Annotated in this window: 20 protein-coding genes; 13 read left to right on the plus strand and 7 right to left on the minus strand. The window is 60.7% G+C overall.

Annotated features, from left to right (window positions below; genetic code table 11):
* Positions 1-7 precede the first annotated feature (7 nt).
* On the plus strand, positions 8-619 hold the full coding sequence (locus BMZ32_RS17820; RefSeq protein WP_090244500.1) for a hypothetical protein: 612 nt from the start codon (positions 8-10) through the stop codon (positions 617-619).
* Positions 620-768: 149 nt separating this feature from the next.
* On the opposite strand, the gene BMZ32_RS17825 is transcribed toward BMZ32_RS17820, so the two are convergent.
* A complete protein-coding gene (locus BMZ32_RS17825) occupies positions 769-2547 on the minus strand; it encodes an acyl-CoA dehydrogenase C-terminal domain-containing protein (protein WP_090244502.1) in 1779 nt (592 codons plus the stop codon).
* 206 nt (positions 2548-2753) lie between these two features.
* Positions 2754-3707 (minus strand): MerR family transcriptional regulator, encoded by a 954-nt coding sequence (locus BMZ32_RS17830; RefSeq protein WP_090244504.1) that lies wholly within the window; start codon positions 3705-3707, stop codon positions 2754-2756.
* An 88-nt stretch (positions 3708-3795) separates the two neighbouring features.
* Here BMZ32_RS17830 and BMZ32_RS17835 point away from each other — a divergent pair, with 88 nt between their 5' ends.
* Positions 3796-4218: a thiol-disulfide oxidoreductase DCC family protein gene (locus BMZ32_RS17835; protein WP_090244505.1), complete on the plus strand. Its 423-nt coding sequence runs from the start codon at positions 3796-3798 to the stop codon at positions 4216-4218.
* Positions 4219-4223: 5 nt separating this feature from the next.
* Here the strand turns inward: BMZ32_RS17835 and BMZ32_RS17840 are convergent, their stop codons facing one another.
* Positions 4224-4520 (minus strand): DUF6482 family protein, encoded by a 297-nt coding sequence (locus BMZ32_RS17840; protein ID WP_090244506.1) that lies wholly within the window; start codon positions 4518-4520, stop codon positions 4224-4226.
* A gap of 263 nt (positions 4521-4783) precedes the next feature.
* Between BMZ32_RS17840 and folM the strand changes: the two genes are divergently transcribed.
* The 6 genes from folM (at position 4784) to BMZ32_RS17870 (ending at position 8042) form a co-directional block, all read left to right on the plus strand.
* The gene (folM, locus tag BMZ32_RS17845; protein WP_090244508.1) at positions 4784-5494 is read left to right on the plus strand and encodes a dihydromonapterin reductase; all 711 of its coding nucleotides are present in this window, start codon (positions 4784-4786) and stop codon (positions 5492-5494) included.
* A 23-nt stretch (positions 5495-5517) separates the two neighbouring features.
* Positions 5518-6078, plus strand: a complete 561-nt coding sequence (gene folE, locus BMZ32_RS17850; protein ID WP_090244511.1) for a GTP cyclohydrolase I FolE — start codon at positions 5518-5520, stop codon at positions 6076-6078.
* Positions 6078-6449: a dihydroneopterin triphosphate 2'-epimerase gene (gene folX / locus BMZ32_RS17855; protein WP_090244513.1), complete on the plus strand. Its 372-nt coding sequence runs from the start codon at positions 6078-6080 to the stop codon at positions 6447-6449. Before folE ends, folX begins: the two co-directional genes overlap by 1 nt.
* A 125-nt stretch (positions 6450-6574) precedes the next feature.
* Entirely contained in the window at positions 6575-6868 is a 294-nt protein-coding gene (locus BMZ32_RS17860) for a DUF1244 domain-containing protein (RefSeq protein ID WP_090244515.1), read from the plus strand.
* Positions 6865-7209 carry a HopJ type III effector protein gene (locus BMZ32_RS17865; protein WP_090244517.1) on the plus strand — a complete coding sequence of 115 codons (345 nt, stop codon included), beginning with the start codon at positions 6865-6867 and terminating at the stop codon, positions 7207-7209. The genes BMZ32_RS17860 and BMZ32_RS17865 overlap by 4 nt, the downstream gene beginning before the upstream one ends.
* Positions 7210-7454: 245 nt before the next feature.
* On the plus strand, positions 7455-8042 hold the full coding sequence (locus tag BMZ32_RS17870) for a putative glycolipid-binding domain-containing protein (protein WP_090244519.1): 588 nt from the start codon (positions 7455-7457) through the stop codon (positions 8040-8042).
* A 57-nt stretch (positions 8043-8099) separates the two neighbouring features.
* Here the strand turns inward: BMZ32_RS17870 and trxB are convergent, their stop codons facing one another.
* Positions 8100-9047: a thioredoxin-disulfide reductase gene (trxB, locus tag BMZ32_RS17875; protein WP_090244521.1), complete on the minus strand. Its 948-nt coding sequence runs from the start codon at positions 9045-9047 to the stop codon at positions 8100-8102.
* A gap of 266 nt (positions 9048-9313) precedes the next feature.
* Here trxB and cysZ point away from each other — a divergent pair, with 266 nt between their 5' ends.
* Positions 9314-10066, plus strand: coding sequence for a sulfate transporter CysZ (gene cysZ, locus BMZ32_RS17880; protein WP_090244523.1), 753 nt, complete (start codon positions 9314-9316; stop codon positions 10064-10066).
* 3 nt (positions 10067-10069) lie between these two features.
* Here the strand turns inward: cysZ and BMZ32_RS17885 are convergent, their stop codons facing one another.
* Positions 10070-11191: an SRPBCC family protein gene (locus BMZ32_RS17885; RefSeq protein WP_090244525.1), complete on the minus strand. Its 1122-nt coding sequence runs from the start codon at positions 11189-11191 to the stop codon at positions 10070-10072.
* A gap of 82 nt (positions 11192-11273) precedes the next feature.
* Here BMZ32_RS17885 and bsrA point away from each other — a divergent pair, with 82 nt between their 5' ends.
* On the plus strand, positions 11274-12176 hold the full coding sequence (bsrA, locus tag BMZ32_RS17890) for a LysR family transcriptional regulator BsrA (protein ID WP_090244527.1): 903 nt from the start codon (positions 11274-11276) through the stop codon (positions 12174-12176).
* Between the two features lie 296 nt (positions 12177-12472).
* Here bsrA and sfsA read toward each other — a convergent pair whose 3' ends face one another.
* Together sfsA and BMZ32_RS17900 are read right to left on the minus strand one after the other, a co-directional pair.
* Complete coding sequence (sfsA, locus tag BMZ32_RS17895; RefSeq protein WP_090244529.1) at positions 12473-13180, minus strand: DNA/RNA nuclease SfsA; 708 nt, start codon at positions 13178-13180, stop codon at positions 12473-12475.
* The gene (locus tag BMZ32_RS17900) at positions 13170-14351 is read right to left on the minus strand and encodes a pyridoxal phosphate-dependent aminotransferase (protein WP_090244532.1); all 1182 of its coding nucleotides are present in this window, start codon (positions 14349-14351) and stop codon (positions 13170-13172) included. The genes sfsA and BMZ32_RS17900 overlap by 11 nt, the downstream gene beginning before the upstream one ends.
* 185 nt (positions 14352-14536) lie before the next feature.
* On the opposite strand from BMZ32_RS17900, the gene dksA reads away from it, so the two are divergent.
* The 3 genes from dksA (at position 14537) to BMZ32_RS17915 (ending at position 24763) form a co-directional block, all read left to right on the plus strand.
* A complete protein-coding gene (gene dksA, locus BMZ32_RS17905; protein ID WP_090244534.1) occupies positions 14537-14980 on the plus strand; it encodes an RNA polymerase-binding protein DksA in 444 nt (147 codons plus the stop codon).
* A 63-nt stretch (positions 14981-15043) separates the two neighbouring features.
* A complete protein-coding gene (gluQRS, locus tag BMZ32_RS17910) occupies positions 15044-15931 on the plus strand; it encodes a tRNA glutamyl-Q(34) synthetase GluQRS (RefSeq protein WP_090244536.1) in 888 nt (295 codons plus the stop codon).
* A gap of 321 nt (positions 15932-16252) precedes the next feature.
* Positions 16253-24763 carry a glycoside hydrolase family 94 protein gene (locus BMZ32_RS17915; RefSeq protein WP_090244538.1) on the plus strand — a complete coding sequence of 2837 codons (8511 nt, stop codon included), beginning with the start codon at positions 16253-16255 and terminating at the stop codon, positions 24761-24763.
* Positions 24764-24772 lie beyond the last annotated feature (9 nt).

The following is a 24772-nucleotide window of genomic DNA, read 5'->3' on the forward strand; positions in this document are numbered from 1 at the left end:
TGCGACCATGCAAGAACAGGCACTGCTGACCCAAGCTGAACTGGCGTTTATCCGCCAGCTGAATCAGCCCGCGACTTCTGAGCAACGTCGGCAACCGCACGTGCAGGCGGATATTGGCCAACAGCTCAGCGAGTTGCTCGCGCACTGCGACAGCAATGAACCATTGAGTCTGCATGCACACATCGCCAATCAACGCCTGACCTTTGACCTGCACCTCAGCCAGAACGGCAGACGCGCCCCTCAACTACAACTCAGCGCTCCGCATATTTTCGATGAAGGTGAAATCAACCGCGCCTGGCGCTCGCCCCTGCCCGAACCCTTGTTGCTGTATACCCGCAGCGCGCAACCCAGTGACTTGTGGATTCATCAGCTGTCGATGAATGGCGCGCTCATTGAACATCGCGCACAGCGCAAAGCGCCTAAACGCTTCCAGTTGGTATTACCGGTGGACGAACATACCTCAATTGCCGTTACCGGGACGTTCGTCCGCACAACCGATGACGGTCTACTGGCCTACCACCTGCATGCGCTGGACTCGCAAGGTGACGAGCAACTGCGGGAGTTCATTTACCAGCAACACCTTCAGCAAGAACAACGGCTAAGCGCGGGTTCCGACTGAGCAACCGACCGCTCAGCATGCAGTAGCTAGCAGGCAAAAAAAGACCCGCAATAAGCGCGGGTCTAAAGTGCAGGAAATCCTGCAGCAGGGATAAAAAAACCGATAGCCGAAAGGGCGATACACGCTGGCTATCGGATTGCGCAGTCGTTTTAGGCAGCAAATTCCTCTTCGCTAAACACCATCAGCGTGGCTTTGCCGGCCTTAACCTCAGCCAGCAGGCTGTCGGTTTCCGTCAGGATGCGTGCCATAAAGAAGCCAGCTGACTTCAACTTGGCACCATAGAACAATGTTTCCGTGCTGCCTTCAGCCAGCTTGGCCTTGGCTACTGCCGCCATGCGCGCCCACATCCAGGCGAGACTGGTCAGCGCAAACAGGCGTAAGTAGGGCGTAGCCGCCGCACCCGCTTGCTCAGGGTCTTTCATGCCTTCGCTGGCAACCCACAAAGTGGCTTGCTGCAGTTGCTTGAGTGCATTACCTAATGCAAGCGCATGCTCGCTATCGGCATTGCCCTTAAGCCACCCTTCGACCAAGGCAAAGTAATTGCGTACGGCACGGCCGCCACCCAAGCCCAGCTTACGGCCAACCAAATCCAGCGCTTGAATGCCGTTAGTGCCTTCATAAATAAGAGTGATACGTGCGTCACGTACTAACTGCTCGATGCCCCAGTCTTCGGTATAACCCGAGCCCCCCAGCACTTGCAGGCCGGCATTGGCACAGTTGAAGCCTTCATCCGTGAGGAAAGCCTTGACCACCGGAGTCAGCAGCTGCACCAGATCATCAGCTTGCTCGCGTACAGCAGCGTCTTCGTGGTCGTGGGCTACGTCCTCATGCAGGCCGGTGAAGTAAGCCAGCGCGCGGCAACCTTCGATCATCACCTTCTGGCGCAGCAGATTACGGCGTACGTCGGGGTGCACGATGATCGGATCAGCAGGCTTGTCAGCTGCCTTAGGGCCAGATAGCGAACGACTTTGCAAGCGCTCTTTGGCAAAGCCCAGGCTCACCTGATAAGCGCTTTCAGCAATACCAAGCCCCTGCATGCCCACCATCAGGCGCGCAGAGTTCATCATGGTAAACATGCACTTAAGGCCCTTGTTGGCTTCGCCAATCAGCCAGCCTTGCGCACCTTCAAAGTTCATCACGCAGGTCGCAGACCCTTTGATGCCCATCTTGTGTTCGAGACCGCCACAGAACGCCGGGTTACGGCTGCCGTCTTCAAGGAACTTGGGTACCAGGAACAACGAAATCCCTTTGACGCTATCCGGCGCATCCGGCAGCTTGGCCAATACCAAGTGCAGAATGTTATCGACCAGATCGTGCTCGCCGCCGGTAATCCAGATCTTGGTCCCTGTGATGGCGTAGCTACCATCGGCCTGAGGTACTGCGCGAGTACGAATCAGGCTGAGATCGGTGCCGCACTGCGGCTCGGTCAGGCACATGGTGCCCGTCCATTCGCCACTGATCAGTTTCGGCAGATAACGTTCTTGTAGCTCGCGAGCGCCGTGGGCGGTCAGTGCATTAATGGCGCCGTGAGTCAGCCCCGGATACATGCCGAGTGACAGATTGGCCGAGCAGACCATCTCCTCAACCATCATGTTCAATACGCTTGGCAAGCCTTGGCCGCCAAACTCGGGGGTACAGGCCAAAGCGGTCCAGCCACCTTCGGCAAACTGCTTGTACGCCTGACGGAAACCGTCGGGAGCTTTCACCGACTTAGTTTCCGGGTCGTAATGGCAACCCTGTTTGTCGCCTGGCCCGTTGAGCGGTGCCAGTACGTTCTCCGCCAGCTTGGCGGCTTCTTCTAAAATGGCGCCACCGAGGTCGTTTCCGAACTCGCGCTGACTAGGCAGCGACTGCAAGGTGGCATAAGCGTCGAGCACCTCGTCAAAAACGAAACGCATATCTCGAAGGGGTGCGCGGTATTGGGTCATGTTGCTGAGTCCTCAAGCGGTACAAGTGGATACAAGCTATACACAAACTAACAATGTATAGCTTTTGTACAGCCTAAATCTGTAAGCGGCAAGCTATTTCTTGTACAGCCTGTACAAGCAATCAAAATCTAGCAAGAACCGAAGGCACACGAAAACCCCGCTACGCGAACGCAGCGGGGTCATTCAGAGGACATTAAGCAGCGGAACTAGGTATCCAGATGCCCGGCTAGAAACTGCTGCAGGCGGCGCTGCATCAAGCGCCCTTCGTTGCCCAGACACGCAATCGGCGAGCCACTGAGGCTCTCTTCTGCCAAATCAGCACCATCGCCAGCCATCACCAGCGGGCAATTTAATGCCAGCGCCAAGCGCGTAAGCACCTTCGGCAGGTCGTCACTGGGCGGCTGATTGGAGAACAGCACAAGCGCCTGGGGCTGCATCTTTTCGCAGATCAGGGTTAGCTCTTCGAGTGGCTGGCCGAGCCCGAGCACACTGACGGCGGTGTCTGCACTGCTGAGCAGCAGCCCAGCGACCAGCAGTTCAAGCTCACGGCAATGGCCCGGCAAAGCCGCAAGCAGCACTCGCTCCTCAACCTGGGTGCGCAACACTTGCAAGCGCTGCAGGGTGCGGGCGCGCAGAAAGGTGTCGAGAAACAGCCACTCGCTGGTCTGGCCATAGTCGTCCTGGCGCAGTAACAGCTCCTGCCACAGCGGCATCAGGATGTCCTGAAACACCACTGGTAACGGATAGCTGGAGAATACCTGACCATACAATTGATCCAGGCGCACCTCATCGAAGGCGCTGATAGCCCGGCGCATCTGAGCCTGCCACTCGCCCCACTCACTGGCGCTGACCTCTTCATAGATCGGCGAACTAGCAGACTTGATCGAGCTGCTTTTGGCGAGAATCTTACCGACCTTACTCACCGCTACGCCGCGCTCGATCCAGGCCAAGATGCTGCGCACCGACTCGATATCCACCTGCGAATAAAGACGATGGCCACTCTCGGTACGGGTTGGCTGGATTAGCCCATAACGGCGCTCCCACGCCCGCAGGGTTACCGGGTTGACGCCAGTCAGGCGCGCGACCTCACGAATAGGAAATAACTCTTCCTGCTTGAGGGCACTCGAAACCAGGGACGAAGCACCAACGAGATCGGACATGGGCAGATATCACAGAAAAATGTTGCGCGCATTGTAACTCAGCTACTTAGCGCATACTTTGTACAAAACCTATACAAAGGCTGAGCGCATGAATAAGCAACCTCACTGGCCACTCACTCTGTATTACGACGGTGATTGCCCGCTCTGCGCGCGCGAGATCCGACTGCTGCGCAAGCGCGCCAGCACCGAGCGCCTAAGCCTGATCGATATCAGCCAGAGTGACTTCCAGGCCGAAGCCACCGGTCACTCCAAAGAAACACTGCAGAACCGCCTGCATGCTCACTTCGCCGACGGCCAGTGGGTCACCGGCCTGGATGCAACATTGTGGAGCTGGCGCGCCGCGGGCCTTGATCGCTGGGCTGCACCGTTGACCTGGCCAGCACTGCGGCCCTTGCTGGAGTTCGGTTATAGACTGTTCTGCCGATTACGCCCTCACCTGACATGGCTGCCTCACCCGGATGCCAGCCAACGCTGCACAAACAATCAGTGCAATAGCAAAGACCCGCGCTGAGCCTGTCACCCCAGCGCAAGCCACAACCCTGGGTCAGGTTCAAGCAGCTCAGGCCTGCCGATGATTTCATCGTGGCTTTCCGGTTGCAGCAAAAGCATCTGGCGCATGCCACAGCGGCGCAGGCGCTCCTTAAGCAGCGCCAGTCCAGGCCAGAGCGGAAGCCCTGCTGCATACTCAAGGGTATGCACGGTGCCCGCGCGGAAAACCACCCGTACGCTATAACCACAACAGCGCAACGCCAGCACCTCGACACGGCTTACCCGCCCACACAGCACTGCAATGCTCAACTGCCAAGGCTTCATGTCGCCACACCTGTACAAGAAAACCTATCTTGTACACGATAAGGACAATTTATTTCAGCCTGCTTTTGTTCAGAATATCGATGCAGCTCAATGAAATAGGCGAAAAACCCAAAATAAGCCGAGTACACGCACAGCACGCATGGTTGTACAAAGAGCCATGCTGGTATAACTTTGATCTCGGTTCAGTCGAGGCCGCGTCTTACTGGTCAGGTATCCCGGCGCAGCGTCGCTGAACCCACCTTAACTACATCTGCGAGTCGACCATGAGCGTCAGCGCCGCCCCCATTTTGATCACCGGAGCCAGCCAGCGCATCGGCTTGTATTGCGCCGAACGCTTACTCGATGACGGTCACTCAATAATCGTCACCTACCGCAGCGAGCGCGAAGGCATCGAGCGCCTCAAGCAACGTGGTGCTTTGGCGCTACCGGCGGATTTTTCCAGCGAAGCCGGCATCTTGGCGTTTATCGATCAACTCAAGCAGCACACCGACAGCTTGCGCGCCATCGTGCACAACGCCTCCGACTGGCTGGCCGAAGTGCCTGGTGAAGAAGCTGAAGCCTTTATTCAGCTGTTCAACGTACACATGCTCGCGCCTTATCTGATTAACCTGCATTGCCAAACACTGCTTGAGCGCTCAACACCAGCCGACATCGTTCATATCAGTGACGATGTGGCCCGCAAAGGCAGCGCCAACCGCCCGGCCTATTGCGCCAGCAAAGCCGGACTCGACAGTTTGACCTTGTCATTTGCCGCCCGCTTCGCCCCACAGATTAAAGTCAACGGCATTGCTCCCGCGTTGATCATGTTCAACACGGACGATGACGCCGAATACCGCAACAAATCCCTAAAAAAATCAGCTCTGGGCATCGAGCCCGGCCCGCTGGTGATCTACCAAAGCTTGCGCTACCTGCTGGATAACCCTTACGTGACCGGCACTACACTGACTGTCAACGGCGGCCGCCATCTCAAATGAGCCTGGTCGCGAGGACCTTTGCAATGAACCCAGAAATGAACAATCACTACCGCGAAATCATCCTCGGTGTAGGTGAAAACCCAGAACGCGAAGGCCTCCTGGATACGCCTAAGCGCGCCGCCAAAGCTATGCAGTACCTGTGCAACGGCTACCACAAGAGCCTGGAAGAAGTGGTCAACGGCGCCCTGTTCGAGTCGGACAACGACGAAATGGTGATCGTCCGCGATATCGAGCTGTACTCGCTGTGCGAGCACCACATGCTGCCGTTCATTGGTAAAGCCCACGTGGCCTACATCCCGACCGGCAAAGTACTCGGCTTGTCCAAGGTCGCACGCATCGTCGACATGTTCGCTCGCCGCTTACAAATTCAGGAAAACCTGACCAAGCAGATTGCCGACGCTATCCAGCAGGTCACTAATGCCGCCGGCGTGGCTGTGGTGATCGAAGCCAAACACATGTGCATGATGATGCGCGGCGTGGAGAAGCAGAACTCGGTGATGACCTCCTCGGTGATGCTTGGTGCCTTCCGCGAATCCTGCAACACTCGTCACGAATTCCTGCAACTGATCGGACGGGGCAAATAATGCCTAGACTGGAACCTGGTATGGCGCGCATACGCGTCAAAGACCTGCGCCTGCGCACCTACATCGGCATCAAGGAAGAGGAGATCAACAACAAGCAGGACGTGTTGATCAACCTGACCATCCTCTACCCTGTCGCCGATGCCGTACGTGACAACGATATCGACCACGCACTGAATTACCGCACTATCACTAAAGCGGTAATTCGCCACGTCGAAGAAAATCGCTTTGCCCTGCTGGAGCGCATGACCCAAGAGATTCTTGACCTGGTCATGGTTAACGCCGCAGTGCGTTACGCAGAAGTAGAAGTGGATAAGTTACACGCACTGCGCTTCGCCGAGTCGGTGTCCATCACCCTCGCGGGTCATCGTTAAGTCAGCTGCACATTGCTATTCGCATGATTCCCGGCGCGCCCTGCGCCGGGGGCCGTTGCCGCACGTCAGGCATCCTTCTATCATCCCCGCCACGCCTCCCCTGCCTGTCTACAGAGAGCATCGCCATGACCGATCAACAACGTCTCGAACTTGAAGCCGCCGCTTTTCGCAGCTTGGTGCAACACCTGCGCTCACGCCCTGATGTGCAGAACATCGACATGATGAACCTCAGCGGCTTCTGCCGTAATTGTCTGTCCAAGTGGTTCAAGGCTGCAGCCGATGACACGGGCGTCGACCTCACCATGGATCAAGCACGCGAAGAGATTTACGGCATGCCGTATGCCGAGTGGAAGAGCCAATACCAGAAAGAAGCCAGCGCCGAACAGCAAGCGGCTTTTAATAAAGGAAAAGAGGCATGAGCGCCCTGAACGACTTTCGCGCCAGACTGCGCGGCGAGCACTTCACCTTCGCTGAGACGCTTGCGTTTATTGCCGAGCACTACCAGTACCAGCCCTGCACTTTCCACAACGGCGCCGTCGAAAACGCCGCCGGGCAGAACGAAGGCTCCTGCAAGACGCTTGGCCTGGCGCTGCTCGAAAGCCTGAGCCTAGAAGAAACCCTGCAGTGCTTTGGCGAGCACTATCGCAGCGTACTGGCTACGCCTAGCGACAATGATCACGGCAATATCCGCGCCCTGATGGACACCGGCCTGGCCGGCATACGTTTCGAGCAGCCATCGTTGCAACGCAAAATCTTGTAGTCACTCGCGCAAAAAATGGCCAGGAGCCATTTTTAACGTCGCGCAGCGACGGCCCGCAGGGTGCACGCCAGGGATGGCAGGCCATAGAAACTTGCACAACTGTCGGCAAAAGCTGACAGACATCACATTTGAATCGCTCTAAGCTGCGCGCCGTTAATCGCACAAGACCACTAGAAAACCTGCGTCGTGCAACGTCGCCAGTGCTCTTTTCGGTCTCCCGAACCTCCCTGGCTTGGAGTCGCTAGATGCAACAGTCCTTGGTATGGAAACCATGGCATAACCCTGGCGTGGAAAATCTGCGCCTGAACATCGATGAACACGGCATCGATGCCACCAGCCATTTGATGCAGAGCCTGCGCGGCAACAGCATTGCCGCCACTTACATGCTCAACTGTGATCCGCGCTGGCGCTTTCGCCGCTTGTGGCTAAAGGTCGATAACCATGGACAGCGCCACCTCAACCTCAAACGTGACATCCGTGGCAACTGGTTCCATAACGGTGAACAGCGCCCAGACCTCAGCGAATGCCAGCAGGTGATGCTCTCCGACTCGCCCTTCACCCACACCCCCGCATTGCAACGCTGCGCCCTGGAAATCGGAGAGAGCGCAGACATGCAGGTGGCCTACGTTGACCTGCTGACATTCAAGGTCGAGGCGCGCAGCCAGCGTTACCAACGCCTGCGCGAAGAACGCGGGCAAACCCTCTACCGCAGCGAATCACAGGGCCGGAAAAGCCGCGAACTGACCGTCGACGAACACGCGCTGCTGATCAAGGCCAGCGACCAGTTCCTGCGTTTGAGTTCAAGGGACCTCAAGCTGAATACCTGGGTCTGAGCAGCATGCAGACGGCAATACGCCTCGACTTAATCGAGGCGTATTGCGTTTACGGGCTTACTGGTCGTCGAGATAACGCTCCACATCCAATGCCGCCATGCAGCCAGCACCGGCGGAAGTAATGGCCTGACGGTAGACATGATCCGCTACATCGCCCGCAGCAAATACGCCCGGGATACTGGTGGCGGTGGCATTGCCCTCGCGCCCGCCGCTGACTACCAGATAGCCATCCTTGAGCGCCAACTGCCCCTCAAACAACGAGGTGTTCGGCGTATGGCCGATGGCGACGAACAGGCCATCGACAGTCAATTCAGTATGACTGCCATCGTTATTCTTCAGCCGCACGCCAGTCACGCCCATGTCGTCACCGAGCACTTCGTCCACTTCGGCATTGAGCTTGAGCACAATCTTGCCTTCGGCTATTCGCGCCTGCAGCTTGTCCTGCAGGATTTTTTCGGCGCGGAAGCTTTCGCGGCGGTGCACCAAGGTCACCTTGCTGGCGATATTAGCCAGGTACAGCGCCTCTTCTACTGCAGTGTTACCACCGCCGACCACCGCCACTTCGCGGTTACGGTAGAAAAACCCATCACAGGTGGCACAGGCCGAGACACCCTTACCCATAAAACGCTCTTCGCTGGGCAGCCCCAAGTAACGCGCGCTGGCACCGGTAGCAATGATCAACGCATCGCAGCTGTAGGTGCCGCTGTCGCCAAGCAAGGTAAACATCTTACCGGCCAGGTCCACGGCATTGATGTGGTCGTAGACAATCTCAGTTTCGAAGCGCTCGGCATGCTCCTGCATACGCTGCATCAGCGCAGGCCCGGTCAGGCCATGGACATCACCGGGCCAGTTATCCACCTCAGTGGTCGTGGTCAGTTGGCCGCCGGCTTGCAGGCCAGTGATCAGCAGCGGCTTGAGATTGGCCCGTGCGGCATACACCGCGGCGCTATAGCCGGCAGGGCCGGAACCCAGAATGATCACGCGGGCATGACGGTTGGTAGACATCAGCAATTCCTTCCGGCAATGCCGGCGACAATTTAAAGAGGGGCTCCAACAAACACCAGAGGCGGGTAATACAGTTGGAAACCCTACAAAGGGATGTTGCGCAGCCTATGCCCGACCACAGCAGGGCGGAAATATGCTTTACCAATGCAAGGCATAGACAAGCCCTATGGCCGGCCAGGCAATCGTTAGCGCACGTTGCATGCGCTTTCCCCTGACCCGCAAAGCCGGTAAGGTCGGCGCGACTTCACTCCCATGGAAACACTCCCATGTCTGCCCCCGTGCTAACTGGCCCGCAATACTTAAGCGAAGGCCTAAAACTGGTCTTGAGCCCTGGCTTGCGACTGTTCGTGCTGCTGCCCCTGAGCATCAACCTGCTGCTGTTTACCGCGCTGATTGGCGTGGCGGTGCAGCAGTTTGGCGGCTGGGTCGACACCTTTATGCCGAGCCTGCCGAGCTGGCTGAGCTTTCTTGAATATGTGTTGTGGCCGCTGTTTGTGGTGCTGGTGCTGCTGATGGTGTTTTTTACCTTCACTTTGCTGGCCAACATCATCGCCGCACCCTTTAACGGCTTTCTCGCGGAGAAGGTCGAAATAGTGGTGCGCGGCCAGGATGAATTTCCGCCGTTTAGCTGGGCTGAACTAATGGCCATGGTGCCGCGCACCCTGAGCCGCGAGATGCGCAAACTGGGCTACTTTCTGCCACGTGCCATCGCCCTGCTGATCCTGACCTTTATTCCGGTGCTCAACATCATCGCCGCACCGCTGTGGCTGCTGTTCGGCGTGTGGATGATGGCGATCCAATACATCGATTACCCCGCCGATAACAACAAGATGAGCTGGCAAGACATGCTCGCCTGGCTGCGCGAGAAGCGCTGGCAGAGCCTGGGCTTTGGCGGCATCACCTACGCGGCACTGCTGGTGCCAGGGCTGAATATCCTGATGATGCCGGCTGCAGTGGCCGGCGCCACGGTGTTCTGGGTGCATGAACGCCAGGAGCAGGCGCTAACGCCCGCTCCCTGAGTTCTACTGTGCAGGCTGACTGCGCTCAAGTACCGCGCGCAGCGCCTGCATGGATGCCTGGGATTCGCGCTCAATGCGCCGGCTTAGCAGCAGACGATTGGCTAGGCGCATCAGCCCGCCGTCGAAGCCGTACTCCAAAGTGCGCACGAACTCGCAACCACCCTCCACCGCTATGCACTCGTAGGTCAGCAACAGCCCTAGGCCGTGATCGCCACGCGCGCTGGCCTGCCAGCAGCGGGCAGGCTGATAGTCGAGCACGTCCCAGCGTAGATGACCGGTGCGTCCGCCGGCGTGGATGTCCTCCTCAAATACTTCGTCGGCGAGCAACGCGCCCTCGCGACCGTAGATGCGCAAGGATGATGGATGCCACTCAGGCCAATGCGCCGGAGCAGCGGCATAGCTCAGCACTGCGTCCGCCGGACGGGTAAGTCGAATGCGGTGCTGCTGACGGTTCTGCTGATAAGTGGGCTCCGGTTCCCAGTGCAGGGTGCCGTAGAGCCAGTCCATCAGTGGATGGACAATGCCGAAATTGCGCGAATGCATCAGCTCACGCCGATGGTGCAGCGCATGCAGGCGGCGCATCTGACGAATCCCCGGCAGCCGCGCAACGGGATGCTCAGCCGGCAGATGCTCGCAGGCGTGCACCACCTCATAGCTTATATATCCCAACAGCATGCTGCCGGCGAACAGCGCGGCGAGGTTGCCGTCGATATGGCTCAGCAACCACCAGACGCCCAGCAATGGCAGGCTATAGAGCACGATCAACCAGGCAGGAAAGAGGATCACCCGCCAATCGCGCAGCGTCTCGTAGCGCATTTGGCCTTCAACAAAGAAGCTGTGATGATCACCGGTATGGCGCTTGTAGAACAGCTGGCCGAAGCGCGTCTTGTTGTGCCCCAGGCGCTTATGCACCTGATACTCGCCCCAGCTAAAAAACACCAAGCTCAGCGGCACCAGCAGCCACTCCCAGAGCGCTACCGCATCCAGGGTGTGCCACAGCAGGCCCACGCAGGTAAGACCGTAGGCCAGCACAAAGGCGGCATGCAGCCAGGGGTTGTACAGCGGATGAATGGCATCCCGATAACGTGCGCGGAAAGCCTGGGCATTGTCGTTGTTATAAGCCACGGTGGTACTCCTGTGCGGATTGACAGCAGTCTAGGCGCGGCTAGATCATTCGGATAATGGATATTTTAAAAGAGCATTATTCTTGATAGCGAATTTACGTCAGCTCGATCTCAACCTGTTGCTGGTCTTCGATGCGCTGATGCAGGAAGGCAACTTGACCCGCGCCGCCGAGCGCCTGCACCTGAGCCAGTCGACGGTAAGCAATGCCCTCGCCCGCCTGCGCCAACAACTGGGTGAAGAACTGTTCCTGCGCACCGCCCGCGGCATGACGCCCACCGCTCGCGCTCATTCCTTGTATGTACCCGTGCGCCAGGCCCTGCGCTTGCTGCAGACCGGACTGGGCCCTGCTGAGCCGTTTGATCCGCAAACGGCGCACGCCTTCAGCCTGTCCCTCAACGACTATGCCCAGGCCGCGCTGCTGCCCATGTTGCAGGCGCATCTGGCGCGCAGCGCTCCCCAGGTCGAGCTGCTGGTGCAAGCCGATGATGCCGACAGCCTGGTGCAGCGACTGGAAAGCGGCGCGCTGGATTTGGCCATCGACTACCTGCACTTCGATTCACCCGACCTGCACTACGCGCCGCTGCGTGAAGAACCGCTGGTGGCAATCGGCCGCGCCGGGCACCCGGCCTTTGCCGGCGGGCTGAGCCTGGAGGATTACCAACAGGCCCGGCATATCACGGTGACGCCGCGCGCCGGGCGTGGCTCGCCGCTGGAAATCGTCCTCGGCTCGGCCAGGGTGCGCCGGCAGGCGGCGCTGCATTTGCCCAACTATTTGCCGATCCCGGCCATCGTGGCCCAGACCGACCTGCTCGGCACCGTGCCCGCGCGCCTGGCCGAGGCTTTTGCCCCGGTGCATGCGTTGGAAATTGCAGCGCTGCCCTTCGATATGCCACCCGTGCAGGTCAGCCTGATATGGCATCACCAGCAGCATCTCGACTCGGCGCACACCTGGCTGCGCCAGCAACTGATCGAACTGCTCGACTGAAATGCAAACGCAATCAAAGCGTCACAGTCGCTATATAACAGCAGCGGACACAGCTGCAATGAACACAGCTTCTCTGCATATCACGCTGATCAGCGCCATGCTGCCTGAGCAAGAGTTACCGGCCGGCAGAACCCAGTATTGACATGAACCGCTGTGGGAGGCGCTTTAGCGGCGAGCGTTCCACCGCTGTTGCCGCGGCTACGGCAGTAGAAAGGTAGGGCCGCACCCGGCGGGTCTGCGGCATTCACCACATCCCTGTGGATCGCGAAGCAGAATGCCAGAGCCGAAAATCCCGCCTACAACAGCACATCCAGACGCTTGATCAGCCGCACGTCCTGCGCACTGATCACTGCGCCGTAGGCCAACACTTCCACACCGGCACTCACCGCCTCACGCAGCGCGGCGGCATAGGCTGGGTCGATTTCCTCGGCCGGACGCACCGCCTCGATATCGCTCAAATTGACGCAATACAGTTGCACCGCACGCACCCCTTCACGGGCCAACGCAGCCAGTTCGCGCAGGTGCTTGCTGCCGCGTTCGGTGCGCGCATCGGGAAAGGCGGCAACACGAGTGTCGGCAAACCCCAGGGTGACGCTCTTAACTTCGATGAACGCCGGCCCCTCTGGATAGTCCAGGCGAAAGTCGATACGGCTGCGCTCCTGGCCATACGGCACTTCGCGCTTGAGGTTAGTAAACCCATTTAGCTCGGCAATTAACCCGGCGCGCAGCGCTTCTTCCACCAGCGCATTGGCCCGGGCGGTGTTGATCACCGCGAGGCGCCCATGGGGTGTTTCGCCAATTTCCCAGGTGCCCGGCAACTTGCGCTTGGGGTCGTTGCTGCGGCTAAACCAGATGCGCGCGCCGTCGCTCATGCAGTTGAGCATCGAGCCGGTATTGGCGCAGTGGATGGTCAGCAACTCGCCACTTGCGGTCTCTATATCAGCGAGAAAACGCTTATAGCGGCGCAGCAGCCGCCCCTCTTCCAGCGGCGGATCAAACTCCATGGGGCTTCCAGGTTTTTAGGCCACGGGCAATGCGGTCAACCGCCTGCTGCAGGCGCGGCAAGTCCTGCGTGTAGGAAAAGCGCACATGCTGAGTGGCCAGGTAGCGACCGAAATCCAGGCCAGGGGTAAAGGCCACATGCTCGGTTTCGAGGAAGTGCTGGCAGAAGGCAAAGGCATCACCGCCAAAGGCGCTGATGTCGGCATATAAATAGAAAGCGCCTTCCGGCTCCACGGCGATTTTGAAGCCTAAGTCGCGCAGCGCCGGCAAGAGGAAGTCGCGGCGACGTTGGAATTCGTGGCGACGCTGCTCGAGGATCTCTAGGGTCTGCGGCGCAAAGCATGCCAGCGCGGCGTGCTGGGCCATGCTTGGCGCGCTGATATAGAGGTTCTGCGCCAGTTTCTCCAGCTCCGGCACGGCGGCCGGGGGCGCGACTAACCAGCCGAGACGCCAGCCGGTCATGCCGAAGTATTTAGAGAAGCTGTTGAGCACAAAGGCCTCGTCGTCGACTTCTAATACACTGGCGGCATCTACACCGTAGGTCAGGCCGTGGTAGATCTCATCCACCACCAAATGCCCGCCACGCGCTTTCAGCGCCTGGGATAGGCCGCCCAGCTCATCACGGCTGAGCAAGGTGCCGGTCGGGTTCGCCGGGGATGCCACCAATGCACCAACACTGCCCTGATCCCAATAACGCGCCACCAAGTCGGGGGTCAGCTGATAACGCACCTCAGGACCTACCGGCACCAGCTGCGCGGCACCCTCGACCAACCTTAGGAAGTGCCGGTTACAGGGGTAACCCGGATCAGCCAGCAACCAGTGTTTGCCGGGATCAACCAGCAGGCTGGTGGCCAGCAGCAAAGCGCCCGAGCCACCGGGGGTAATCAGGATGCGTTGCGGGTCGATATTCAGGCGATAACGCTCGGCGTAGAAGCCTGAAATCGCTTCGCGCAGGGCCGGCAAACCGCGCGCGGCGGTATAACGGGTATGCCCATTGGCCAGTGCGGCCTGCCCGGCGGCGACAATCGGCGCGGCCGTAGTGAAGTCTGGCTCGCCGATTTCCAGGTGAATCACATCATGACCATCAGCCTGTAATTGATTGGCCCGGGCCAGCAGCGCCATCACGTGAAAGGGTTCTATGGCGCGGCTGCGCGCACTGTAGGACTGGGCCATGGTGCTGCCTTGATCTGAATTAAGAGGCGGATTCTAAAGCATACCCGACACGGCTTCGACAACCGGGAGTGGCGCGGGGTGAGTTGTTCTGGTAAGTTCGCCCGCTTTACAGCCGCAGGGCCGAATAAAATCGGTAAGGGACACCGTCCTGCGCAGTGGATTAGAAGAGTGAGAGGCGGTCATCCATGCCCACCAAAGCAAAAGCAAAAAGCAGCCAACTGATTCGTGGTTTTGAGCCCTACAAAGAAACAAAGGGCGAGGAATACATGAGTGAGCCGATGCGCGCCCACTTCACCGGCATCCTTAACAAGTGGAAGCTGGAATTGATGCAGGAAGTTGATCGTACTGTGCACCACATGCAGGACGAAGCAGCTAATTTCCCTGATCCAGCGGACCGTGCCAGCCAGGAAGAAGAATTCAGCCTGGAACTACGCGCCCGTGATCGTGAACGCAAGCTGATCAAGAAGATCGATCAGACCATGCAACTGATTGAAGACAACGACTACGGCTGGTGCGATTCCTGCGGCGTAGAAATCGGCATCCGCCGACTTGAAGCCCGCCCTACTGCGACCTTGTGCATTGACTGCAAGACGCTGGCGGAAATCAAGGAAAAACAGGTCGGTTCCTGACCTAACCCAAGGGGTGCTTCGGCACCCCTTGTTGTTTCTGTCTTTTATTATGCGCAGCACCGTATGAACCCACCTGCCTATATCGGCCGCTTCGCCCCCACCCCCAGCGGTTACCTGCACTTCGGCTCACTGGTCGCGGCGCTTGCGTCCTATCTTGATGCGCGTGCGGTAAACGGCCGCTGGCTGCTGCGCATGGAAGACCTCGACCCGCCGCGTGAAGTGGCAGGCGCCCAAGCAGCCATCCTAAACGCGCTGGAGAGCTACGGTTTCGAGTGGGATGGCGAACTGGTGCGCCAAAGTGAACGCCATGACCACTACGCCACGCTGGTCGAGCGCTTGCTCAGCCAAGGCCTGGCCTACGCTTGCACCTGCTCGCGCAAGCAGCTGGAAGGCAGCCAGGGTATCTATCCCGGTAACTGCCGCAATGCGGGCCATAGCGTTGTGGACGCGGCGATTCGCCTGCGTGTGCCTGAGCTGGTCTATCACTTTAACGACCGCGTACAAGGCGATTATCGTCAGCACCTTGGTCGTGAAGGTGGTGACTTTATTATTCGTCGCCGCGATGGTTTGTTTGCCTACCAGCTGGCGGTGGTGCTCGATGATGCCTGGCAGGGCGTGACCGATATTGTCCGCGGCGCCGATCTGCTCGACTCCACCCCGCGTCAGCTGTACCTGCAGGAGCTACTTGGTTTTTCGCAGCCGCGCTACCTGCATGTGCCGCTGATTACTCAGCCGGATGGCCACAAGCTGGGCAAATCTTACCGCTCGCCCCCGTTACCGGCCGATCAGGCCAGCCTGCTGTTGATCCGCGCCCTGCGCGCACTCGGCCAGCGAGTGCCGGACGACGCCAGTTACGGCCAGCCCGCTGAGCTGCTGCGTTGGGCCAGCGAGCACTGGGACGCCACGCGCATTCCACGCAGCCTAAGCCTGGCCGAAGCACAACTTCGCTAAGAGCCATCGACGACCTGCTACGCGTCGGCCCTGCTGACTTACACCTATGTCCGCTAGCGAACAGAGCTCACCTGGGCGCTGCTGTAGGGTAGTGATAATGCTGCGACAGCATTCTTCCCGATGGTGCAGGTTCATCCCGGCCATCACGGCACCCGGGGCTTGGCTGTTGGCCGACCATAACGGCCGATACGCAAAACCAGCACGACGAAGTAACAGGGGCACAGCAATCGTGACTTCGTAGGTCCGCTGTCGCGGTCTATCAGATGGGTTTCGTTTATCGGCACCCGTCGCGCACGCCAATGATGGCTGGAACCGCGCCCCATGACCTCAGTCTTCACCGCTTTATTCAGCCGTGCTGCCTCCTCGCCATGGCGCGATCACACCCCGGTGCGCGAAGAATTGTTCGGCATCGAACGCCTCGAACAACACGCCAGCACCTTGGCTGCTGCGCAAACGGTCAGCGCCCATCCGCCGCGGGTGCTGTCCCTGCATAGGCGCCTGAACGACAACGCCAAGGTGCTGCTGGCCGTCTATCGCGCCAGCGCGGCCGAACTGGCCAACGGGCGTGGCGTAGTACCGGCGGCAGAATGGCTGTTGGACAACTACCACTTAGTGGAAGAGCAGATCCGCGAAATACGCGATGACCTGCCACCCGGTTATTACCGCCAACTACCAAAACTGGCCGCAGGACCCTTTGCCGGCTACCCACGGGTACTCGGCCTGGCCTGGGCGTTTATCGCCCACACCGATAGCCACTTCGACCCGGAGATCCTGCAGCGCTATCTAACCGCCTATCAGCAGGTGCAGCCCCTGACCATTGGCGAGTTGTGGGCCGTAGCGATCACCCTACGCATTGTGCTGATCGAAAACCTACGCCGTCTGGCCGATCAAATTAGCCTCGGGCTCAGCGCGCGCGAAGAGGCCGATGCCCTGGCCAATCGCTTGCTAGAGAAAGGCGCGGCGCATGATCTGACGGATAAGGAACTCAACATACGTTCACGCACGGCCTTGAACGAGTCGTTTGCCGCGCAATTGGCCAAGCGCCTGCGCGACCACGACCCGCTCACCACGCCGACGCTGGGCTGGCTGGAAGAACGCCTTGGTGCCCAAGGCAGCAATATCGATGAGGTGGTGCAGCACGCCCAGCAACGTCAGGGGGCGTCCAACCTTAGCGTACGCAATATCATCAACAGCATGCGCCTAATCTCCTCCATCGACTGGGCGCTGCTGTTTGAGAGTGTCAGCCTGGTTGATGCACGCCTGGCCGCCGGCAGCGACTTTGCCGCGATGGACTTCGCCACCCGCAACCTGTACCGCAGCGCCATTGAACAACTGGCCCGCGGCAGCGCCTGCACCGAGCTGGAGGTTGCCGAACAGGCCCTGCAGGCCGCGCATCAGGCGCATGCCCGCCACGCGGATGACGATGACCCACGCCTCAGCGACCCCGGCTACCACTTGATCGCCGAGGGTCGCCTGGCCCTGGAGCAACGCATCGACTTTCGCCCACCGCTGCGCCTGCGCATCAGCCGGGGCCATATCCGCCTCGGGATGCCCGGCTATGTGGCCGCGATCGTCAGCCTGGCCTGCTTGCTGCTCGGCCTGGCGTTATATGTGTTGGCCGGCCAGGGCGTCAGTGCCGGCTGGCTGCTCGCGCTTGGTTTGCTGGGTTTTCTGCCGGCCAGCGAAGTGGCCACCGCGCTGGTCAACCGTGCGGTCAGTGCCAACTTCGGCGCCATGGGCTTGCCGGGCCTGGAACTGATTGACGGCGTACCCAGCCGCCTGCGCACGCTGATTGCGGTACCGACCCTATTGGGCAGCGAGGCCGACCTGCTGGAACAAATCGAACGCCTGGAAGTGCATCACCTCTCCGGCGACGGCGGCGACCTCACCTTCGCCCTACTTACCGACGGTCTGGATGCTGCGCAGGAGCAGTTGCCCGGCGACGCAGCCTTGCTGCAACTGGCCAGCCACGCCATTGGCCAGCTCAACCTACGCTATGGGCCGGGCGTGGCCGGTAGCCGTTTCCTGCTGCTGCACCGGCGCCGTCAGTTCAACCCCAGCGAAAACGTCTGGATGGGCTGGGAGCGCAAACGCGGCAAGCTGCACGAGCTCAACCGTTTGCTGCGCGGTGCCGACGACACCAGCTTTATCCCGGTGCCGGGGCTGACCCAACGCGTGCCCGCCGCCGTGCGTTATGTCATCACCCTGGATGCCGACACCCGCCTACCGCGCGATGCGGCCCTACGCTTGATCGGCAAAATGGCTCACCCGCTGAATCAACCTCGCTTTAGTCAGCGGCTGCAGCGGGTAGTCGGCGGTTACGCAATTTTGCAGCCACGGGTGACGCCTTCGCTGCCCTTGCAACGCGAAGGGTCGCTGTATCAAAAGGTATTTTCCAGCCCCGGCGGCATGGACCCCTACGCCGCTGCCGTGTCCGACGTTTACCAAGACCTGTTCGGCGAAGGCTCCTTTACCGGCAAAGGCATCTACGACATTGATGCCTTCGAGGCGTCACTGGCCGGACGAGTGACGGAAAACAGCATGCTTAGCCATGACCTGTTTGAGGGCGTCTTCGCCCGCGCCGGACTGGCCTCGGATATCGAAGTGGTCGAAGAATTCCCTTCGCGTTACGACGTTGCCAGCAAGCGCCAACACCGCTGGACCCGTGGCGACTGGCAACTGTTGCCGTGGCTTCTCGGGCCATTCAGAGGCGCGCGTGCACTCCCGAGCAGCGGCCGCTGGAAGATGCTCGATAACCTGCGCCGCTCTGTGTTGGCGCCGGCCACCCTCGCGGCGCTGGCCGTGAGCTGGCTGCTGCCGCTGCCCGCCGCGCTGACCGCCAGCCTATTGCTGGTCGCCAGCCTGCTGATCCCCGCCCTACTGCCACTGTGCTTCGGCCTGCTGCCCGCGCGCGCCGGTATTCGCTGGCGCAGCCACCTGGCCAAGCTGCGCGATGACCTACTGCTGGCCCTGCTGCAAAGCGCGCTAACCCTGACCTTTCTCGCTGACCAGAGCTGGCGCATGCTCGATGCCATCAGCCGCACCCTATCCCGCCTGCTGATCAGCCGCCGCCACCTGTTGGAATGGACCACCGCCGCGCAAACCGCGATCAGCCCACGGCTAAAACTGCTGGGCTTCTACCGCGGCATGCTCGGCGGCACGTTGCTCGGCCTGCTGCTGTGCGGCCTAGCCCTGGCATGGTCGCCGGCGAGCTGGCTGGTGCTGCTGCCGTTCGCTCTGCTTTGGCTCAGCGCACCGGCGATTGCTTTGCAGGTTAGCCGTTCGCCGCGGGTGGCCAAACGCCTGCTGGTCGACCCGGCAAAAACCACTGAGCTACGCCTGATTGCGCGGCGCACCTGGCGCTTCTTCGAAACCTTCGTCAACGCGGCGGAAAATCAACTGCCGCCGGATAATTTCCAAGAAGACCCGAAACCCGTCATTGCCCACCGCACCTCGCCAACCAATATGGGCCTGTACCTGTTGTGCGTTGTTGCAGCCCGCGACTTTGGCTGGGCCGGCACTCAGCGCTGCCTCGCCCGCCTGCAAGCGACCCTGGCGGTAATGGCGCAATTGCAGCGCCACCGCGGGCACTTCTTTAACTGGTACGACACCCAGGATTTACGGCCGCTGGCCCCGATCTATGTGTCCTCCGTGGACAGCGGCAACTTAGCCGGCCACTTGCTCGTAGTCGCCAATGCCTGCGAAGAATGGCTCCAAGCGCCCGTCAGCAGCGATGCGCGCCAAGGCCTGCACGACACCCTGCAACTGGCCAGCGCCGCATTGGCCACCCTGCCGTTAAGTCGCAGTGAGCGAGGCCAGCAACTGCATGAGCTACTGCTGCAGATCGACGTCGCGCTAAGCGGTGTTCAACCCCTGAGCGGCCTGTTCCCCGTCTTGCTGCGGCTGAGCGATAAAGCCGCCCAACTCGCCGGAGGCAACGGCCCACTCGACAGCGATGACCACGTTGCCGACCTGTTGTTCTGGCTGCAAGCCCTGAGCCAAGCCCTGGCCGATCTGCAGCACGATGCACAACTGAGCGACGCCGAGCGCACGGACCTGCAACAACGCTTGCGCGCCGTCGCCGAGCAGGCGCGCAGCATGGCCCTGGCCATGGATTTCGCCTTCTTACTGGAGCCTGAACGCAAACTGCTGTCGATCGGCTTCTGCCTGAGCGACAACAGCCTGGACAGCAGCTGCTATGACCTGCTCGCCTCCGAAGCACGCCTGGCCAGCCTGTTCGCCATTGCCAAGGGCGATGTCAGCACCCGCCACTGGTTTCGTCTGGGCCGCACCGCGACACCGCTGGGCAACGGCTCGGCGCTGATTTCTTGGTCAGGCTCGATGTTCGAGTACCTGATGCCGTCACTGGTGATGCGCGCGCCGGCTGGCAGCCTGTTGGAGCAGACCAACCGTTTAGTGGTGGCGCGCCAAGCCGAATACGGAAATACCTTGGGCATTCCCTGGGGCATCTCCGAGTCGGCTTATAACGCCCGCGACCTGGAGCTGACCTACCAGTATTCGAACTTCGGCGTACCGGGCCTGGGCCTCAAACGCGGCTTATCAGCCAACCGCGTGATTGCCCCGTACGCCACTGGGCTGGCGACCATGGCCGATCCACAGGCCGCGCTGGCCAACTATCAACGCTTGGCCAAGATGGGCGCACTGGGGCGCTATGGCTACTACGAAGCGCTGGACTTCACCCCTAAGCGCCTGCCGGATGACCAACCCTACGCCATCGTGCGCAACTTTATGGCCCACCATCAGGGCATGAGCATTGTCGCCATTGCGAACACCCTGCATGACGGCCAGATGCGCGCGCGCTTTCACCGTGAACCGATGATTCAAGCTTGCGAACTGTTGCTCCAAGAACGCATGCCGCGCAATGTCGCGGTCGCCCACCCACGCGCCGAGGAAGTCGACGCCTGCGCCACAGAGGGCGATTGCGGCCAGCCTAGCGAACGCCGACTCAACCACTTCAGCGATAACCCACCGACCACCCACCTGCTCAGCAACGGTCGTTACAGCGTGATGCTCACCGCCAGTGGCGCGGGCTACAGCCGCTGGCGCGACATTGCCATCACCCGCTGGCAGGAAGACAGCACCCGCGACCACCATGGTTCATTCATCTTCCTCTGGGACACGCAGAACGACAGTCACTGGTCCCTTGGTGCGCAACCCAGCAGTGACATGCCCTACAACGAAGTGGTGTTCGCCGAGGACTACGCCAGCTACAGCCGCCAAGACGGCAACCTCAGTACCACCCTAGAAATCTTGGTATCCGGCGAAGATGACGGTGAAGTGCGCCGCGTCTCGCTGACTAACAGCGGCCGGGTGGCGCGAGAAATAGAACTGACCTCCTATGCCGAACTGGTGCTGGCCAGCGCCGCCAGCGACAACGCTCACCCGGCGTTTTCCAAACTGTTTGTGGTCACCGAATACCTGCCCGCCTTTGCCGCACTGATTGCCACGCGCCGGCCGCGTAGCGCCAGTGAACAGCCAATCTGGGCCGCGCACTTTGCCGTGGTCGAAGGTCAACTGAGCGCCGTGCCGCAGTATGAGTCCGACCGGGCACGCTTTCTCGGGCGCAGTTGCGCGCTGCATGCGGCGGCGGTCATCCGCCGGGGCCAGCACCTGTCCAACACCGTTGGCACGGTGCTCGACCCGATCTTCTCGCTGCGCCAGCGTGTGCTGGTTGGCCCAGGAAAAATCGCCCGCGTGGCGTTCTGGACGCTGGTGGCGCCCTCGCGTGAGGAGTTGCTCGACCTGATCGACAAGCACCATGACCGCAGCGCCTTTGAGCGGGCAAAAACGCTGGCCTGGACCCAAGCCCAGGTGGAACTGCGTCACCTTGATATGCACGCCGCCGAAGCCGCCGACTTTCAGTGCTTGGCGGCACCCATCCTCTATGCCGACTCACGCTTTCGCGCACCGGCTGCCAGCCTGCTACGCGGTTTAGGGAGCCAGGACGGGCTGTGGTCACAGGGGATTTCCGGCGACCTGCCGATTGTGCTGCTGCGCATCGCCGACGCCGAAGACATCGCTCAGGTAAGGCAGCTGCTGCGCGCCCACGAGTACTGGCGGATGAAGCGCCTGGCAGTGGACTTGGTAATCATCAACGAGCATGCCTCCTCCTACCTGCAGGATTTGCAAGTGGCCATCGAGACGGCCGTGCGCAGCAGCCAATCACGCCCACGTTTTGCCACCGAACTGGCGCAGGGCTCGGTGTTTGTATTGCGCGCCGACTTGCTCACGGGTGAATTCCGCGAGCGCTTGCAAGCGGTGGCACGGGTGCTGCTAGTGGCGCATCGCGGGCCGGTGTCCGAACAGCTGGCGCGGATTCAACCCATCACCCCACCGCTGCCAGCCAGCGCCGGCAATCAACATGCAGAGCACATCGCCGTGCACCGCGCGCAGCCGCTGCCTGACCTGCTGGAGTTTGACAATGGCCTGGGTGGCTTCGACCTGGATGGCCGCGAGTACGTGGTGCACCTAGACGCCTGGAGCAATACCCCGGCGCCGTGGATCAATGTGATCGCCAATGCGCAGTTCGGTTTTCAGGTCTCGGCTGAAGGCAGCGGCTACACCTGGGCCGACAATAGCCGGGAGAATCAGCTCACGCCTTGGTCCAACGACCCGGTCAGCGATCCACCCGGCGAAGCCTTGTATGTGCGCGACGAAGACAGCCTGGCGCTCTACAGCCCCACAGCCCAACCGCTGCGTGACAGCGGCCACTACGAAGCCCGCCACGGCTTTGGCTACAGCCGTTTCAGCCACCAGGCCGGTGGCATCGCCATGGAATTGCTGCAGTACGTGCCGTTGCATGACCCGATCAAAATTTCTCGGCTGACCCTGCGCAACCTCTCCGACCGCCCACGGCGGCTAAGCGTTAGCGCCTATGCCGAGTGGGTACTCGGCACCACACGGGCGGCCAGCGCAGCGTTTATCGTCAGCCGGCAGGACGCCGCCACGGGGGCGATCCTGGTACGCAACCGCTGGAGCATTGCCTTCGCCGGGCGCAGCGCTTTCAGCGACCTGGGCGGTCAGCAGAGCAGTTGGACCGCCGACCGCTGCGAGTTTATCGGGCGCAATGGCAGCCTCGCGCAACCGGCGGCCCTCGCCCGGCAAACAGCGCTTAGCGGCAATCTGGGTGCCGGGCTCGACCCCTGCACGGCACTGCAATGCGAGCTGGAACTGCAGCCTGGAGAAAGCACCGAAGTGCTCTGGCTACTCGGCCAATGCACCAGCGAACAGAAGGCCAGCGCCTTGATTAAACGCTACCGCCAGGCCGACCTGGACGCCGTACTGGCAGAAGTGCAGGCGCACTGGCAGCAGCTATTGGGCGCCGTACAAGTGCAGACCCCAAGCCGCGCCATGGACATCATGCTCAATGGCTGGCTGCTCTATCAAACTCTGGCGTGCCGTATCTGGGCGCGCTCGGCGTTCTACCAAGCCAGCGGCGCCTATGGCTTCCGCGACCAGTTGCAGGACGGCATGGCCCTGACGTTCGCCAGCCCAGAAATGACCCGCCGGCATATTCTGCGCGCCGCCAGCCGTCAGTTTATTGAAGGCGATGTGCAGCACTGGTGGCTGCCGCATTCCGGTCAGGGCGTGCGCACGCGCATCTCCGATGATCGCGTGTGGCTGGCCTATGCCACGGCCCAATACATCCAGAGCACGGCCGATACGGTGATTCTCGATGAGCCAGTGGATTTTCTTGAAGGCCCACAACTGGCGGCCGCCGAGCACGATGCATTCTTCCAACCCATGCAAGCGGATGCGCCCGCCTCGCTGTTTGAGCACTGCGCCCGCGGCCTGGACCAATGCCTGCAACTGACTGGCGAACTGGGTCTGCCGCTGATGGGTGGCGGTGACTGGAACGACGGCATGAACCGCGTTGGCGAACACGGCAAAGGCGAAAGCGTCTGGCTGGGTTGGCTGCTGCTGCGCACCATCGCCCTGTTTGCGCCCTATGCCGAGGTGCATGACAGCGCCCGCGCGGCACGTTGGCAGGCGCACGCCGAGGCACTGCGTAACGCGCTGCAAGCGCATGCCTGGGACGGCCAGTGGTACCGCCGCGCGACCTTCGATGACGGCACCTGGCTCGGCTCAGCACAGAACACGGAGTGCCAGATCGACTCCATTGCTCAATCCTGGGCGGTATTGTCCGAGGGTGCCGACCCAGTGCGCGCGAATATGGCCATGGCCTCATTGCAGCGCCAGCTGGTTCGCGAGGACGACGGCATCGCCCTGCTGTTCACCCCACCCTTCGACACAACCCCGCTGGAGCCCGGTTATATCAAGGGCTACCCGCCAGGCCTGCGCGAAAACGGCGGGCAATACAGCCACGCGGCGATGTGGGCGATTCTGGCCTACTGCCGGCTCGGCTCAGCGCAGCAGGCCTTCGCCCTGTTTGATCTGGTCAACCCGATCAACCACAGCCTTAACCCTGAGGCTAGCCAACGCTACAAGGTCGAACCCTATGTGCTCGCGGCCGATGTTTACGCGGTGGCGCCGCATATCGGCCGTGGCGGCTGGACCTGGTACACCGGTGCCGCCGGTTGGATGTACCGCGCCGGCATTGAGGGGATTCTCGGCATTCGCCGTGAAGGTGATTGGCTGCTGCTCGAACCGTGCATCCCAGCCGACTGGCCGGGCTTCAGCGCGTGTATCCGTCTGGGTGACAGCCGTTACCAGATTGAGCTGAGTAACCCGGCGCAGCGTAGCCAGGGCATACGCCAGGCCTGGCTGGACGAGCAAGTACTCGACTGCACACAAGGGCACATCAAGGTAGCGCTGGACGGGGCTGCGCATCAGTTGCGCGTCGAGCTGTAGCAGATGGTT

Origin of the sequence: Pseudomonas guineae, assembly GCF_900113745.1 — a bacterium.
In the GTDB taxonomy this organism is placed as follows: Bacteria; Pseudomonadota; Gammaproteobacteria; order Pseudomonadales; family Pseudomonadaceae; genus Aquipseudomonas; species Aquipseudomonas guineae.